The sequence below is a fragment of the Bacillus sp. DX3.1 genome (assembly GCF_030292155.1).
Taxonomy (GTDB): Bacteria; Bacillota; Bacilli; order Bacillales; family Bacillaceae_G; genus Bacillus_A.
In genome coordinates this window covers 2,914,116-2,927,135 of record NZ_CP128153.1, presented here as the reverse complement: position 1 = coordinate 2,927,135, position 13,020 = coordinate 2,914,116, and the positions used below count along the sequence as shown (strand labels likewise).

The 13,020-nt window shown below is 32.8% G+C and carries 21 protein-coding genes and 1 pseudogene; all 22 read left to right on the top strand.

What is annotated here, in order from left to right; translation table 11 throughout:
- Nucleotides 1-62: 62 nt before the first annotated feature.
- The 22 genes and pseudogenes from QRE67_RS14440 to QRE67_RS14335 all read left to right on the top strand — a co-directional run bounded on the left by QRE67_RS14440 (nucleotide 63) and on the right by QRE67_RS14335 (nucleotide 13,004).
- Nucleotides 63-554 (top strand): SMI1/KNR4 family protein, encoded by a 492-nt coding sequence (locus QRE67_RS14440; protein ID WP_286120856.1) that lies wholly within the window; start codon nucleotides 63-65, stop codon nucleotides 552-554.
- Nucleotides 555-705: 151 nt separating this feature from the next.
- Nucleotides 706-1,152 carry an SMI1/KNR4 family protein gene (locus QRE67_RS14435; RefSeq protein WP_286120855.1) on the top strand — a complete coding sequence of 149 codons (447 nt, stop codon included), beginning with the start codon at nucleotides 706-708 and terminating at the stop codon, nucleotides 1,150-1,152.
- 90 nt (nucleotides 1,153-1,242) lie between these two features.
- Complete coding sequence (locus tag QRE67_RS14430) at nucleotides 1,243-1,599, top strand: Imm3 family immunity protein (RefSeq protein ID WP_286120854.1); 357 nt, start codon at nucleotides 1,243-1,245, stop codon at nucleotides 1,597-1,599.
- Nucleotides 1,600-1,707: 108 nt separating this feature from the next.
- Nucleotides 1,708-2,064 (top strand): hypothetical protein, encoded by a 357-nt coding sequence (locus QRE67_RS14425; protein ID WP_286120853.1) that lies wholly within the window; start codon nucleotides 1,708-1,710, stop codon nucleotides 2,062-2,064.
- A 49-nt stretch (nucleotides 2,065-2,113) separates the two neighbouring features.
- Nucleotides 2,114-2,662 carry an SUKH-4 family immunity protein gene (locus tag QRE67_RS14420; RefSeq protein ID WP_286125291.1) on the top strand — a complete coding sequence of 183 codons (549 nt, stop codon included), beginning with the start codon at nucleotides 2,114-2,116 and terminating at the stop codon, nucleotides 2,660-2,662.
- A gap of 67 nt (nucleotides 2,663-2,729) precedes the next feature.
- Nucleotides 2,730-3,281 carry an SUKH-4 family immunity protein gene (locus tag QRE67_RS14415; protein WP_286120851.1) on the top strand — a complete coding sequence of 184 codons (552 nt, stop codon included), beginning with the start codon at nucleotides 2,730-2,732 and terminating at the stop codon, nucleotides 3,279-3,281.
- A 144-nt stretch (nucleotides 3,282-3,425) separates the two neighbouring features.
- A complete protein-coding gene (locus QRE67_RS14410) occupies nucleotides 3,426-3,818 on the top strand; it encodes an immunity 50 family protein (protein ID WP_286120849.1) in 393 nt (130 codons plus the stop codon).
- 59 nt (nucleotides 3,819-3,877) lie between these two features.
- The gene (locus tag QRE67_RS14405) at nucleotides 3,878-4,276 is read left to right on the top strand and encodes an immunity 22 family protein (protein WP_286125290.1); all 399 of its coding nucleotides are present in this window, start codon (nucleotides 3,878-3,880) and stop codon (nucleotides 4,274-4,276) included.
- Between the two features lie 545 nt (nucleotides 4,277-4,821).
- Nucleotides 4,822-5,664 carry an SDR family oxidoreductase gene (locus QRE67_RS14400; RefSeq protein ID WP_286120848.1) on the top strand — a complete coding sequence of 281 codons (843 nt, stop codon included), beginning with the start codon at nucleotides 4,822-4,824 and terminating at the stop codon, nucleotides 5,662-5,664.
- 135 nt (nucleotides 5,665-5,799) lie between these two features.
- On the top strand, nucleotides 5,800-6,051 hold the full coding sequence (locus QRE67_RS14395; protein WP_286125384.1) for a hypothetical protein: 252 nt from the start codon (nucleotides 5,800-5,802) through the stop codon (nucleotides 6,049-6,051).
- A 64-nt stretch (nucleotides 6,052-6,115) separates the two neighbouring features.
- Entirely contained in the window at nucleotides 6,116-6,322 is a 207-nt protein-coding gene (locus QRE67_RS14390; protein ID WP_286120847.1) for a hypothetical protein, read from the top strand.
- 99 nt (nucleotides 6,323-6,421) lie between these two features.
- On the top strand, nucleotides 6,422-6,943 hold the full coding sequence (locus tag QRE67_RS14385) for a SecY-interacting protein Syd (protein WP_483298706.1): 522 nt from the start codon (nucleotides 6,422-6,424) through the stop codon (nucleotides 6,941-6,943).
- 3 nt (nucleotides 6,944-6,946) lie between these two features.
- On the top strand, nucleotides 6,947-7,207 hold the full coding sequence (locus tag QRE67_RS14380; protein WP_286120844.1) for a SecY-interacting protein Syd: 261 nt from the start codon (nucleotides 6,947-6,949) through the stop codon (nucleotides 7,205-7,207).
- 94 nt (nucleotides 7,208-7,301) lie between these two features.
- A pseudogene (locus tag QRE67_RS14375) lies at nucleotides 7,302-7,973 on the top strand (penicillin acylase family protein); the annotation flags it as partial.
- Between the two features lie 181 nt (nucleotides 7,974-8,154).
- The gene (locus QRE67_RS14370) at nucleotides 8,155-8,598 is read left to right on the top strand and encodes a hypothetical protein (RefSeq protein WP_286120843.1); all 444 of its coding nucleotides are present in this window, start codon (nucleotides 8,155-8,157) and stop codon (nucleotides 8,596-8,598) included.
- Between the two features lie 86 nt (nucleotides 8,599-8,684).
- A complete protein-coding gene (locus QRE67_RS14365; RefSeq protein WP_286120842.1) occupies nucleotides 8,685-9,128 on the top strand; it encodes an SMI1/KNR4 family protein in 444 nt (147 codons plus the stop codon).
- Between the two features lie 142 nt (nucleotides 9,129-9,270).
- Complete coding sequence (locus tag QRE67_RS14360) at nucleotides 9,271-9,618, top strand: DUF2185 domain-containing protein (RefSeq protein ID WP_286120841.1); 348 nt, start codon at nucleotides 9,271-9,273, stop codon at nucleotides 9,616-9,618.
- 93 nt (nucleotides 9,619-9,711) lie between these two features.
- Nucleotides 9,712-10,230 (top strand): SecY-interacting protein Syd, encoded by a 519-nt coding sequence (locus QRE67_RS14355; RefSeq protein WP_286120840.1) that lies wholly within the window; start codon nucleotides 9,712-9,714, stop codon nucleotides 10,228-10,230.
- A gap of 26 nt (nucleotides 10,231-10,256) precedes the next feature.
- Nucleotides 10,257-10,946 carry an SMI1/KNR4 family protein gene (locus QRE67_RS14350; RefSeq protein WP_286120838.1) on the top strand — a complete coding sequence of 230 codons (690 nt, stop codon included), beginning with the start codon at nucleotides 10,257-10,259 and terminating at the stop codon, nucleotides 10,944-10,946.
- 65 nt (nucleotides 10,947-11,011) lie between these two features.
- A complete protein-coding gene (locus tag QRE67_RS14345; protein ID WP_286120837.1) occupies nucleotides 11,012-11,452 on the top strand; it encodes an immunity 22 family protein in 441 nt (146 codons plus the stop codon).
- A 127-nt stretch (nucleotides 11,453-11,579) separates the two neighbouring features.
- Complete coding sequence (locus QRE67_RS14340; protein ID WP_286120836.1) at nucleotides 11,580-12,308, top strand: endonuclease V; 729 nt, start codon at nucleotides 11,580-11,582, stop codon at nucleotides 12,306-12,308.
- Nucleotides 12,309-12,566: 258 nt separating this feature from the next.
- A complete protein-coding gene (locus tag QRE67_RS14335; protein ID WP_286120835.1) occupies nucleotides 12,567-13,004 on the top strand; it encodes a DoxX family protein in 438 nt (145 codons plus the stop codon).
- Nucleotides 13,005-13,020 lie beyond the last annotated feature (16 nt).

Genomic DNA, 13,020 nt, shown 5'->3' with positions numbered 1-13,020 from the left:
TTCGATGCCGTAAAAGTGCACTCAAATTTGCTAATGAGAATATAACTTTAGGAGTCATAGAAATGAAAAAAATGAGTCAACTCATTGCACAAATAGAGTCTTTATCGGATTGTCGTGTCCTTGAGCCTGCAGGATTACCGATAATTGACGAGAAGAAGCATATTCTACCTGAGGATGTAAAGGAGTTTTACAGTCTTTGCGGAGGGATAGTTTTGTTTGAGAATGAAGAGTATCCAGTTTATATTGTCTCTCCAAGGGGATTTATTTTAGCAAATCCAGTAATAATAGGTGAGCTGTGCGAAGAGGATATTACTTCAAGTTGGTACATTATATGTAATGATGGAAAAGAGGAATACTTAACAATCGACCTGAATCAAAATAGACTGGGGAAATGTTATGATAGCTTCTTTGATCGTCATGGAATTGTAGGGGAGTCACAAATCATTGCAACATCGTTTACTGATCTACTTGAAAGACTTATACATAATAAGGGGAAGTATTGGATGCAGAGTGATTTTGTATTACTCGGAGATGCTTATGATGGACTAACATAGCCGTTCGAAAACTTTAAATAAACAACAGTAAAAAGCTTGATTGAATAAAGTCTTTCAAGTTTTTTTATGATTTGAAAAGCGAGAAGATTATAAGATTTAGTGGTAGACAATCACAAAGTTATGCGAGAAATATATATAAAGGAGAATGAATATGACGATTATAAATAGTTCACATAAAAAAACTTCTCTAAAAAACATAGAAAAATTTGAAGCAGAACACGATATTAAAATCCCTAGGCAATATCGAGAATTTTTACTTGAATTTAACGGTGGTAATGTAAAACCAAATGTTTTCAAGATTTCTAAAAAAGAGGGAGAGAGTGTGGTAAATACATTATATGGCATAGATATAAATGAATCCTATGATGATTTAGCAAATGTTTTTGACTCTTTAAATGGTGAAATACCCGATTGTTTTTTATCAATAGGAGATGATTCTGGGGGTAATCAGATATGTTTGGGCATAGATGGAATATATTATGAGAAAATATACCTTTGGATTCATGATCTAGAATCTACTGAAGAAATGGATAATATGTTCTTTCTTGCGGATAGTTTTAATGGGTTTTTAGATAGTTTATATGAAGGTGAAGGTTAATTATATATACAATAATATAGATTCTTTTGTAGTTCTAAACTATTGATTCAAATTTACCATGATAATGAATGTCTAATGGAGGAATCTGAAATGGAAGACTGGGAATATAACGAATTGTTTGAAGACATCAAAGAAGCCTATAATGATTTTTTAATATTAAATAGAGGCTATAGATATGCAATAGCAAGGGCTGCTGATGAATATATAAATCTAGGGAAAATAGAAGACGTTATTGCTGATACAGCTGTAGGTGAAATATTGTTAACTCATGATAAAGTTTTTATTGGATATATAAAAGGTATAACAAAGAGATTAAGCAAGTTTAATCCACTAGACGCAGTGGGGGAATTAACTCAAGAAGAAATAAGAGATTTATCTAATAGAATACATAAAGTATTGGAAGGTCTTGAAAAAGTAGAGATTGATTATAATCCTTCAGCAGAATAACGCGATGTATTCTCTTTCGTGCTGAAGAGGAAGTATTTGAAGGTAAACGAGTAGTAGAAAAGCTTTATCATTGTTTTGCTCAAAATAAATTAGAAAGCGGGAATTTGAGTGGGTAGCTATTTTATTAAGATAGATGGGTTTGAATATCCAGAATCATATAAAAAAGCAATTGAATTACATTTAGTTGATTTTGATTTATGGTATATGATGGAATCAGCACAAGCAACTAGACGCTTTCTTGATTTGAAAGAAAGGTATCCAAATCGAAAATTAGTTCCTTTTGCTAGAAGAGATGATAATGATGATATTGCCTGCTTTGAATTTGGAAAAGGACAAAAGGTTCAAGTGATTCATGACTTCGCTACGGAAGGATTTGAACAGAGGAAGGAATTCGGTGATTTTTGGGAGTGGCTTGAATTCGCGATTAAGGAAATGATTATTTTTAATCGAATGGAAGAGAAGTAATATTGCTAGACGAAAAGCTACATTTGTATGGAAGGAAAGGCTTAAATTGATGAACCCCAATGAATTTCGAAAAAGATGGAACCAAAAAGTATATCCATTCGTTCATTATGAAGAAGATAAATTCAAAAATTTAGATATACCTGTAGCATGTAAACATTTTTTATTAAAAGCTGGATTGCCTGAATCTGCAGCACCATTTTTGAATTTTGAATCAACAAATAAAGGTAGCTTATTAAGCTTAAAGGAAAAATATAATTTAGATGCAAGTTATGAGAGGTATATATATTTAGGATTTACAGGTGAAGGAAATATTTTATCCATTAAAGAGCCTTTAGGAATAGTCGTATGTATAGATCATGAAACAATGGAAGAAGTATATGTAAATCAATCCATACCACAATTAGCTGAATGTATTTTGGAATATAGTGAGTTTATAAAGAGAATAAAAGAAGTGAATGGTAGACATGCATATTTGAATAGAAAATGTAAGAAGGAAGATTTAGAAGTTATCACAGAAAAGTTAATTGAAATCGATGGGGATTGTCTTAATTATAATACTTTTTGGAATGAAGAAATAAATCTTTTTCAAAAAGATTAGAACTTATAAAGATGAAGAGGATATGCAGGAGTAAATTATGGGATGAAAAAAGGAAAGAGGTATTTAGATGATTTCGCCTAAAGAATTTTGTGATAGATGGAATGAAAAAAAGGACGGGCCATTAAATAAATTGGATGGAGATATGTTACAGCATACAAATTTATCTATTGATACGAGACGGTTTTTAAGTGAAGCTGGTCTTCCGAAATCGGCAGCTCCATTTATAGAGTTTGATAACCCAACTGAACTGATGCAGAATGTAACTCGAAAATTTGGCATGCCAATAGATTTTGAGTTTTATTGGTTAATAGGTTCAAACGGTTCTGGAGATCCTCTTTGTATTGATGAGAGAACAGACAAAGTAGTTTATTTACATCATGACAACAATTATGAAGAAATCTTCATTAATTCTTCCATCCATCAATTTGCAGAAAGCCTTCTATTGTTTTCTAAGTTAATTGATGAAGCGATACACTTAAATGGTGAATTTGCTTTTTTAGAGAATGAAATTCCTGAATCAGTACGTATCTGGTTTGAAAATGAATTAAAGCGTATCGATTCAAAGGCTTTAGAAAAGAATACATTTTGGTCTGAGGAAATTGAAAATCTTACTGAATAAAGATGTGCATTTTATTGATGATGTACTTCATCTTTAGGGATTTCATAAATGATGTTTCTCTATTTATTTTTCTCTGAATTTTGAGATGAAGACCTATTATTATTTTGAAAAGAAAATAAACAGTAGAAAGTAAGGCATATAAACATGATTAATCAACTTAAAATTTTAAATCCTCAAGCTCTTATAAGTATTTTTGGAATGATACCGGAGTTTGAAGAATCAGAGTTATTAGATGTTCATCTTAGAAGAGATGGTCCGACCTTAGTTATCCGATTCATGACAAAGGAACCTGTTGAAAATAAACCGAAGCGATGGAATAAATGGGATGTAATTTATATAGAGATATCTTTTTATTGTATTCAAGATTTAATAATAAAAGGTTTGGGAACAGACAATATAATTCATCAATTTGAAATAAATGCTATTGAAGAAGAAGGACTATTAAAAATTAAATGTAGAAATCAAATGCAAATTGAATGCTTATTTAGTTGGGCAAAAATAGAAAAAATAACCCCTGGTTTAACAGGACTCTCCTGATGTATTTTATGAAAGTCCTAAATAGTTTTTATAAAATGTAAAGTTTGAGGAGGGTTAACATCGAAAATCCAGGTGTAATGTCTCTATGGCTAGGGAATTTCAAGAGTAAAGAAATGTTGCAAAAGTATGTGGAAATAAAATTTGATGAAAAGGGAGATAGAATCCCATCACAATTTATGAGAGATTTTCAAATTGATTTTATCGATTACAATGAAGACTTATTAGAAAGAACGTTTATTGATATTTCAACTGCTTCTTTACAGCTGTTATTAGAAGGTGCGTCTTATAATGAAATAGTTGTATCTCAATTCATAGAACATTATGGTGAGCATATGTTAGAGAGTTATAACGCAGTGATTAGAGTTTATGATTTTGAACATAACGAAGCTGTTGAAGAAGCAAACGTTGTTGGAAATGGACACATTGTTTTTGCTGGTGCGGTTGTTTATGAAGAGTGAGGAGAATAATATTGTTTATTGTATTTTATTATCGAAGTATACCGCGTTTGTAATGTAATGAAGTGTCTTTAAAAGGATGCAGAAGTGTTTGGAAGATGAATTCGCTGAAATTAAGATCAATTTCTTAATAAATAGAATGAATAGTGTTTATAAATATTTGGACAGTATAGACGCATGAAAACTGGAGGCGTAAGGAATATTGAAGAAATTAAATGATGATTTATTTGGTGAAATATCTTTTGATTTGTATTGGAGTGGTCAAATAAATATCGTCATGTTTGGAGCAGAGAGAGGTTATTCTAAGTATTGATGGCAAAGAAGACGGTCATTTTTCGTCTATTCAAAGGCAAGCGTTCATTCATATTAAATTTTCTCTCATCGAAAATTGGTATAACCCCTTATAATTACTACTTCCTACAGCTGCTTCATATTGTAGAAAAAACTCATTTTTACACCTTCACTTCCTCTATTTAATTTTTTGAAAAGGATATATTTTCCTGAATATCATAATACATTATAGAAAAATGCCGAGAGGGGTGTATGTGATGGGCTTCCCGCCTCAGCAACAAAATAAACCTGGCATTGAATCATTAATGGTACCCAGACCTATATTTGATGATCCCAATTACAAACCAGCCGGTAAGCTTATAAATAAGGTAGCGCTCATAACTGGTGGGGATAGTGGAATTGGGAGAGCTGTCGCTGTAGCCTTCGCGAAAGAGGGTGCAGACATTGCAATCTCATACCTAAATGAACACAGTGATGCAAAAGAAACGGAGTTCTATGTCAAAAAGTACGGCCGTAGTTGCATTACCATTCCAGGTGATATTGGGTATGAGCAGCATTGCCAACAAGCTGTAATGCGAACGATTCACCAATTTGGTCGTATTGACATTTTGGTGAATAATGCCGGTGTACTATACATAAGGAACAGTCTACTTGATGTAGATTCGAATCAACGAGCAAGCACCTTTCACACAAATGTTTTTTCGCAGTTTATTTTGACGAAAGCTGCTTTGCCATACATGAATTCAGGGAGCTCCATAATAAATACAACATCCCTTAGTGCCTATCACGGAGATCAAGATGCAATTGACTACTCGGCATCTAAAGGAGCCATTGTTTCATTTACACGTTCGCTGTCATTGTCACTGGCATCGCAAGGGATTCGAGTTAATGGTGTGGCCCCAGGACCAATTTGGACTCCATTAATTCCATCTTCCTTACCTCCAGAATGGATTGCCACATTTGGAGACCATGTTCCTATGAAGCGAGCCGGTCAACCGTTTGAAGTGGCACCTGCTTATGTATTTTTGGCTTCCGATGATGCATCTTACATATCAGGGCAAATTTTGCACGTGAATGGTGGAGAAATTGTAAATGGTTAAATACTTCTAAAACTAACATTAATTGTTATTATTCAAACTGGGTATTTCCCCCATAACTTATATTCACTCAACCCTCTTTTCTTCTTCATAAGGAGTAAATGTCTCACTTGAAACATGATGGAAGAACAGATTAGAATGGCAATCAATAGAACAGCGAAAAGAAATAATAAAAATACACCGTATGTAGGCACAATGTATCTAGGTGATAAGGTGAAAGCGTTTGGACAAATAGGATTTGTGACAGGATTTACAGGGAAGATGGTGTATGTGCAAGATTTGGACGGCCATTATATACAAAATCCTGCTAAATCTTATAAACAAGTGAATATATCGGATGTTGAATGTATGCACCACAATCATAATTGGTTATTCTTACAAGTCAGTTAGGCGATGCCTAACCGAAATTCATCCCCACCTTATCGCTTGGCTATCGCCCATCACGCGCTTGAAGATGGGGACTTCTTTCGGGAAGTACATTAAAGAAAGCGGATTTGCTGCAATTGGAATAGATGGTGCAGGAAATCTAATTGGTTGTAAATTACTAGCTGTAGAAATTATAAGAGTTTATATGGATACAGGTGAACAAGAATGGATCGCTTCTAATTTTGAAGAATATTTACATAAGGCATTTAAAGAAGAGATTCAAATCCATTTTTGATGATGGGTTTGTAGAAAGGAAATAAATAAAAAATAGCGATGTTGTAGGGTCTACAATTAAGCGAAATGAAGGGGAATATGTGTGTCTATTAAGAACGCAATGCAACAATACTTTAAGTTAAGAATAAAATTAGCGCACGAAGGTTTAGATTTTTTATTAAAAACACCAGCTCTTGAAGAAGTTAATCCTATTTTTTATGAAGGGGAAATAGATGATGAAGGTTATATTCTATGGAAACCAATAGAAAAAAATATAGTACACAATTTTATTTGTTTAGAACAAGAAATGGGTGTTCAGTTTCATCAAACGGTTATTGTGTATTTTAATTCCTATTGGTTTGCTGAATTAAATGGTTTTTATAAAAATTATTATATTGAATTAGAAGCTGTATTGCCAAATATTGAATTCAATTCATTTAAAGAACGGCTAAAGGGCTATAAGGATAACCACCAAGATAGATTGAATCATATCCCAATAGGTATTGAAGGTAACGGAATGTTAGTTGTTATTGATAATGAAGATGGAAAAGTTAAATTAGAAGATTTTGAAAGCGGTTCATTTGAAACCATTTCAGAGAGCATACAAGAATTGATTTCGAATTTAATTTTGAAGAGGCGATAAGTTTTGAAAACGATAATGAAGCGTTATTTTGAAAGTTACCTATTGAAATGGAGCGAGTGGAATGGAACTTTCCCACAGGTTTCATTCGATACAGAGATTGATCAGTATTTATATGTTGGCGAAAAGGATGAGGAGGGCTATATATTTTGGAAGCCAAGAGAGAAGGATGAATATGATGATTTTCAAAAGCTTGAAAAAGATGGAATTAAAGCAGTTTTAGATGAAAATGATATTAATATATGGAGTGAAGCTGTCAATGCATAACTGAATATAGAAAAAAAGGATTGGCAATTTGTAATGCCAGTTCCTCTATTCGATTCTACTATCTAATAGAGATAGGATAAGTCTAATTACATAATTGAGCAATCAAGGGGTAAAAGAGTTAATAAATTGGGATTTTTACGGTAATAAAGATAAAGCTGTGCCATTAATCTTTCATTTATTGATGAAAGAAATATCTAATACTTTATTTTCAAAGGAAATACCAAAGGATGTAATGGAATTATTTGAGGGCAAACAACAAGTCATTGATGAATTAATTCGTAAACAAATGAATGGAGAAAACAGTGTGTGGTTCTCTAAACATGGAGGCTTCACAGAAGTTTTACATACATCCTATTCAAAGGTAATGAAGAAGCTTGAAAAACAATATGGATCAGATGTAACGAAATGGAAGTGGGGAGAATATCATCAACTTTCCTTTACTCATCCTATTTCAAAATCATCCGATTTGCTCGCATTCTTTTTCAATCGTGAAAAACCTGTACCAGTTGGAGGAAGTAATATTACTGTTCAAGCGGCAAGTTATGGAGATGATGGCATTGTGAATCACGGAGCATCCTGGCGATTTGTTATAGACGCAAAGGATATGTCTAATGGCTATCATATAGTGGGACCAGGGCAATCAGGACATTTTAAAAGTGATTGGTACCATGATCAAAGAGAAGATTGGGTAAATGGAAGCTATCATGTTACTAGGCTTAGTACAGAAGGAATAGACGGAAAAAGATTAACTTTAACACCTAAATAATGTGAATAAGACTCTTACTCTTGTAGGAGTCTTATTATTATTATACGGAATAAGTACATAATAAAAATCTTTAAGTGGAAATAACTTTTTAATAAAGCGATAGTATACCATAATCAAATTATGGAATGTTATAATTTAGGGAAATATAGTTTCATGGTCATACAAATATAGGGGTGAGTACATGACGAATTGTTATTTTGAGTTTGTAATACACAAAGAGGCCCATTTTCAGAAACTAAGAGAATTTTTTTACAAACTGAAGGAAGAGAAAGAAAAAGAGATGATAGATTGTAGTGATTCTATGTGGTTAGAGTATTTTGAAGAAGATGTATTAAAACAGTTTTGGTGGCCGACTGAAAAAGAATTATATAACTACCGAATTTTATGGGAACAAACCCCTGTAGAAGAACGTTTAACAGATCCTAAGCTTGTGACCCCATGGGATTTTGAATCTATGATCGATGCGTTTGCTTGTGGAGAATATGAACTAATATCTTGTGAAAAGGCATCAAACAATATTGGAAGAATTGAATTTTATCCCTATGCATGGCCTTATGGAGGAAGTGATGTATTTAAGGCATTAATTGAGTATAGTGAATTCAAAATTATCCATGAGAGTGTATAGGAATAATAACAGTTAAAGGCATAGTGTTAGATGAAGCAACAAACATATTATACAAAAAGTTAAAAGATGAATGAGGGGTAAGAGAAATGAATATAAACCCTTTTGGGACGGTAACAGAGGAAGATATTGATACTCTAGAAGATTATTTAGGATTTTCACTACCGGAAGATTATAGAAGTTTTTTGGGGAAATATAATGGTGGTACTGCAAAGGTAAGGTACAGTACTTTTTTTGTGAAAGAGTTGAATGAAGAGATTCCTCTAGATGTTTTATATGGAATAGAATTAGATAGGAGCTGCAATTTAGCAAGCTGGCATAACGAGTTTGAGGAAGATATGTTACCGAAGAGTTTAATAATTGGCGATGATCCTGGTTCGGGTTTCATTGTTTTAATTACTGATTTAGAACATTATGGTGTTTATTATTGGGACCATGCATTTTATTTTGAACAATCAAATGAAGAGGAAAACACGTATAAAATTGCAGATAGTTTTAGTTTGTTTATACAAGGTTTAAAGAATCCAAGTTAAATAATAATCAATGTGTTCTAAGTATGTATAGGATGATATGAAAAATTTTATGGTGCACGAATGTTGAAAACGGAGTAAAGGTTGTTTACATAGATATAAAGGGAATAAACCATAAAAGAAATCTCAGAAAGGGTGAGAGAATATGTCCGATTACTTAAAGACGGAATTTATCAAAAATGCAGGCGGCTGTATGGTATCGAAAAATATTTTAGATGGAAAAGGAAAATTAAAATGGTTGATTAGGGATGAATCTGTAAATAGTGTTGATAATGGCTGGAGGTTTTTTTCGGATATTGATGATGATGATTACGTAAATGATCCGAATAACTTAGTAGTATGTGATTTTAATACAGTAGCCCAAATTGAACCTGCTATTTTAGCGGTTTATTCCTTTCCAGTCGGAAGTGATCTACAATTAGTTGTAGAGAATGGAAAGTGTTATTTTATTGATAATATAACGGAAGAAGTTATCAATTTTTTGTACCATTAAAATAACATACATAACTAGAAAAGTATTTTATAGGGAAGCAAGAATTGGTTTCTACTAAGTAGAGAATAAATAATGGTTTGGGAGAAGTAAAAAATGAAAGAGGAAATGAAGCAGTATTTTTATACATTACTTGAGGAGTGGAAAGACTATAATAATTCATTACCAAAAGCTCCGTGGATGGAAGAAGTAGATTCTTTTATATATGAAGGGGAACCAGATATAGAGGAATATATCTTTTGGAAGCCTATAGAAAAAGATGTGCTTCATGATTTTTCAGATATAGAAAAGAATTTAGAAATACAACTACATCATTCAATTAAAGAATACTATAATTCTTATTGGTTTTTAGATTTAGCAGGCAGTTATTTAGAGTATAACCTGGAGCTAAATCCTGTTATACCAGGAATTGAACTCCGAGACTTTTATATCACTTTACAAGGTTATAAAAAAGCGCACCATAATGAGTTAAAGAATACTCCTATAGGTATAGAGTGTAATGGGCTGTTGGTAGTTGTAGATAATGAAAATGGACAAGTGAAAATAGAAGATTATGAAAGAGGAAGTTTTGAAGTTATTAGTAATAGTTTAGCAGAACTCATTTCAGTGCTTTAAATGTATAAATGAAAGGGGATGGTTATATGGAACCAAAACTTGCATTTTTAAGAAAGTATAAAAGAAATGTAAAGCTTCTATCACTGGATAAAATAGATGATAAAGTAATACCTAGTACTTGGCACGAAGTTTTTAAAGAACACGATAGCAAGAAGAGAATAGATATGGTTTTAGAGATTTGGAGAACATACATAGAGAAAGAATTAAGTAACACAATCGTATATTTGGAAGAGCACCTTATCAATGTGGAATTAATAGAAAATAACGATATATATTCGATGTTATACACACTGAAGACGTCGGATGGTGAAATAGAGTATTATGAAGCAGGAAATCCTATGGATAGATTTGATAATAAAGTGCTAGAAGCTTCATGGGACAGGATTCCTATTTCAGTTCGAGAATTTTATGAAAAAGTTCATAATGGATTTTATTATTATGCGAGCGGCGCTATGGGATTAGTACCTTTTGCATGTGTTACTTATTTTGATGATGATGAGTGGGGAATTATTGAAGAATTAGAAGAGCCCCTACAAATTGATTTGAAAACAACTTTTGGATTTTTTAAAAGTGGCATGGGCGGTTATGTAGCTATTGATTATAATAATTGCGAATATGATAAAGCTACATTATGGTTTACAAACGATCAGCCGGAATATAATATCAATTTTTGGAATGTCGTAGATGAATGGATCGTGATTGGTTTTGAAGCGTAGTATGTAGAGGATTTAAGAATTCCTTTTGTGGATTGAAACACGATAAATGAATGGAGTTTGTATGCATGGAAAAAGAAGGTATGGTTTCATTATGGCTAGGAAATATGGAATCACAAGACTTGTTAGAGGATTATTTCAGTATACAATACACAGACGACGGTGATTCTATACCATCACCATTTATAAAAGACTTCCATATTTGTATGTATGATATTGATGAGGATTTTATTGAAAAAGAATTTTATTTAGAAAGAAGTGACAATCTAGAAGTTTTACTAGCAGGGTGTTCTTATGAAGAAGTTGTGATACCACAGATGAAAAGATTTGCTTCGAATATACTAGAGATGAAATACAACACAATTATTATGATATATAACTATGAATACAGTGGTGAAATAACAAATAAAAATGGAAACTTTTATGAAATGCGATACATAGGAGCCGTTTCGTATAAAGTGAAACTTCCATCAGTGGGTTTTTTTTCTTCATCTCCCACTGATGGTTAGTTGAACCAATCGGGCTTTTATGAGCAGTTGATTCCCCACCTAACTTCTTTGCTTTCGCTGAATTTTGAGGTGGGGGTCTTACTGCCCGTTAATGCGGGATAAATGATAATAAAAAGAGGATGAGAACATGGAAATTAGAGAAGTACATTCATTTAATCTAAAATCAGAAGAAGAATTTTCTGGAATTCAAGATAAATTAATACATAGAATTGAATTGAAAAATAACTTTCATCTAGAAGATATAAGATTAATAGCCGGAGTAGATTTAGCTTATTGGGAAAAAGATGATAAGCACTATGGAACTTGTTGTATTGTTGTTATCAATTACCAAACGAAAGAGGAAGTAGAGAAGGTTTATAGTTATGGTGAGGTAACAGTGCCATATATACCGGGCTTTTTAGCGTTCCGTGAGTTACCTTTAATAATAGAGGCAACAAAAAAACTTACTTCTGATCCAGACATTTTTATGTTTGATGGAAATGGCTATTTACACTATAAGAATATGGGGATTGCGACACATGCTTCTTTTTTCTTAAATAAACCTACAATCGGTGTAGCAAAAAGTTATCTAAAGATTAAGGATGTTGACTTTACTATGCCAGAGAATAAGTCGTTTGCTTTTAGCGATATTATTATAGATGAAGAGGTATATGGAAGGGCTTTAAGAACGAAAGAAAATGTAAAACCTATTTTTGTCTCTTGTGGAAACGATATAGATTTAGGTACGAGTATTCAAATTGTGTCGAATCTAATAGGAAAAGAAAGTAGATTACCAATTCCAGTTAGGTTAGCAGATTTAGAAACACATAAGGTAAGAAGAGAGAAGAGTGAGGAATTTGAAAATAATGAATTTTAGTTACATGGTAAGCGTCAAAAAATCTGTTGTTTATTCTTAATGAAGTGAAAGATGAAAATAGTCAATTAAACAAGTACATTGAATCCTATATTAAAGAAACAGGAATAAAGCGTGAGGATGAAAATAGATTTCAAGAAAAGGCAATATAATAGGGGAACCGTCAGGAAAATGCGGATTTACAATGCTAAGCCGATTGTCCTAACGAATGTGAAGAGTTGTAAGGAACTACCACAGTAATAGTATTTCATTTTTAAATCAATGATTAAAGGAAGGGGTCAAAGGATGAAAACAAAAGGAAAAATGATTGCTTATTGGACGGTCACATTACTACTCGCAGCAGCTATTATGTTAAGTGGTATCGGGCAACTGATGCAATATGGGGGAAACGTCGAGTTAGTGACGAATCTTGGTTACCCATTATACATCTTGACCATTCTCGGGATTTGGAAAGTACTTGGAGTCATCGCTCTCGTTGTGCCAGGTTTTCCTCGGCTTAAAGAATGGGCTCACGCGGGTATCTTCTTTTTAATGACTGGTGCGGCTTTATCTCATGCGTTTGCTAACGATTATGGTGATTACGGGTTTCATATTATTCTTCCACTTTCATATGCTGCACTCAATATCGCTTCATGGGCGTTGAGACCACAAAGCCGCATCTTCTACACCAATAAACGAGGCATTGAGCCAAATTGTTAATCAAATCTCCCAAACA

What these genes read in the sequence shown, in the direction of transcription:
- QRE67_RS14440 (WP_286120856.1), top strand. Translation starts at nt 63, where the DNA reads ATGAAAAAAATGAGTCAACTCATTGCACAAATAGAGTCTTTATCGGAT.
- QRE67_RS14435 (WP_286120855.1), top strand. Translation starts at nt 706, where the DNA reads ATGACGATTATAAATAGTTCACATAAAAAAACTTCTCTAAAAAACATA.
- QRE67_RS14430 (WP_286120854.1), top strand. Translation starts at nt 1,243, where the DNA reads ATGGAAGACTGGGAATATAACGAATTGTTTGAAGACATCAAAGAAGCC.
- QRE67_RS14420 (WP_286125291.1), top strand. Translation starts at nt 2,114, where the DNA reads ATGAACCCCAATGAATTTCGAAAAAGATGGAACCAAAAAGTATATCCA.
- QRE67_RS14415 (WP_286120851.1), top strand. Translation starts at nt 2,730, where the DNA reads ATGATTTCGCCTAAAGAATTTTGTGATAGATGGAATGAAAAAAAGGAC.
- QRE67_RS14410 (WP_286120849.1), top strand. Translation starts at nt 3,426, where the DNA reads ATGATTAATCAACTTAAAATTTTAAATCCTCAAGCTCTTATAAGTATT.
- QRE67_RS14400 (WP_286120848.1), top strand. Translation starts at nt 4,822, where the DNA reads ATGGGCTTCCCGCCTCAGCAACAAAATAAACCTGGCATTGAATCATTA.
- QRE67_RS14395 (WP_286125384.1), top strand. Translation starts at nt 5,800, where the DNA reads ATGGCAATCAATAGAACAGCGAAAAGAAATAATAAAAATACACCGTAT.
- QRE67_RS14390 (WP_286120847.1), top strand. Translation starts at nt 6,116, where the DNA reads ATGGGGACTTCTTTCGGGAAGTACATTAAAGAAAGCGGATTTGCTGCA.
- QRE67_RS14385 (WP_483298706.1), top strand. Translation starts at nt 6,422, where the DNA reads ATGCAACAATACTTTAAGTTAAGAATAAAATTAGCGCACGAAGGTTTA.
- QRE67_RS14370 (WP_286120843.1), top strand. Translation starts at nt 8,155, where the DNA reads ATGACGAATTGTTATTTTGAGTTTGTAATACACAAAGAGGCCCATTTT.
- QRE67_RS14365 (WP_286120842.1), top strand. Translation starts at nt 8,685, where the DNA reads ATGAATATAAACCCTTTTGGGACGGTAACAGAGGAAGATATTGATACT.
- QRE67_RS14360 (WP_286120841.1), top strand. Translation starts at nt 9,271, where the DNA reads ATGTCCGATTACTTAAAGACGGAATTTATCAAAAATGCAGGCGGCTGT.
- QRE67_RS14355 (WP_286120840.1), top strand. Translation starts at nt 9,712, where the DNA reads ATGAAAGAGGAAATGAAGCAGTATTTTTATACATTACTTGAGGAGTGG.
- QRE67_RS14350 (WP_286120838.1), top strand. Translation starts at nt 10,257, where the DNA reads ATGGAACCAAAACTTGCATTTTTAAGAAAGTATAAAAGAAATGTAAAG.
- QRE67_RS14345 (WP_286120837.1), top strand. Translation starts at nt 11,012, where the DNA reads ATGGAAAAAGAAGGTATGGTTTCATTATGGCTAGGAAATATGGAATCA.
- QRE67_RS14340 (WP_286120836.1), top strand. Translation starts at nt 11,580, where the DNA reads ATGGAAATTAGAGAAGTACATTCATTTAATCTAAAATCAGAAGAAGAA.
- QRE67_RS14335 (WP_286120835.1), top strand. Translation starts at nt 12,567, where the DNA reads ATGATTAAAGGAAGGGGTCAAAGGATGAAAACAAAAGGAAAAATGATT.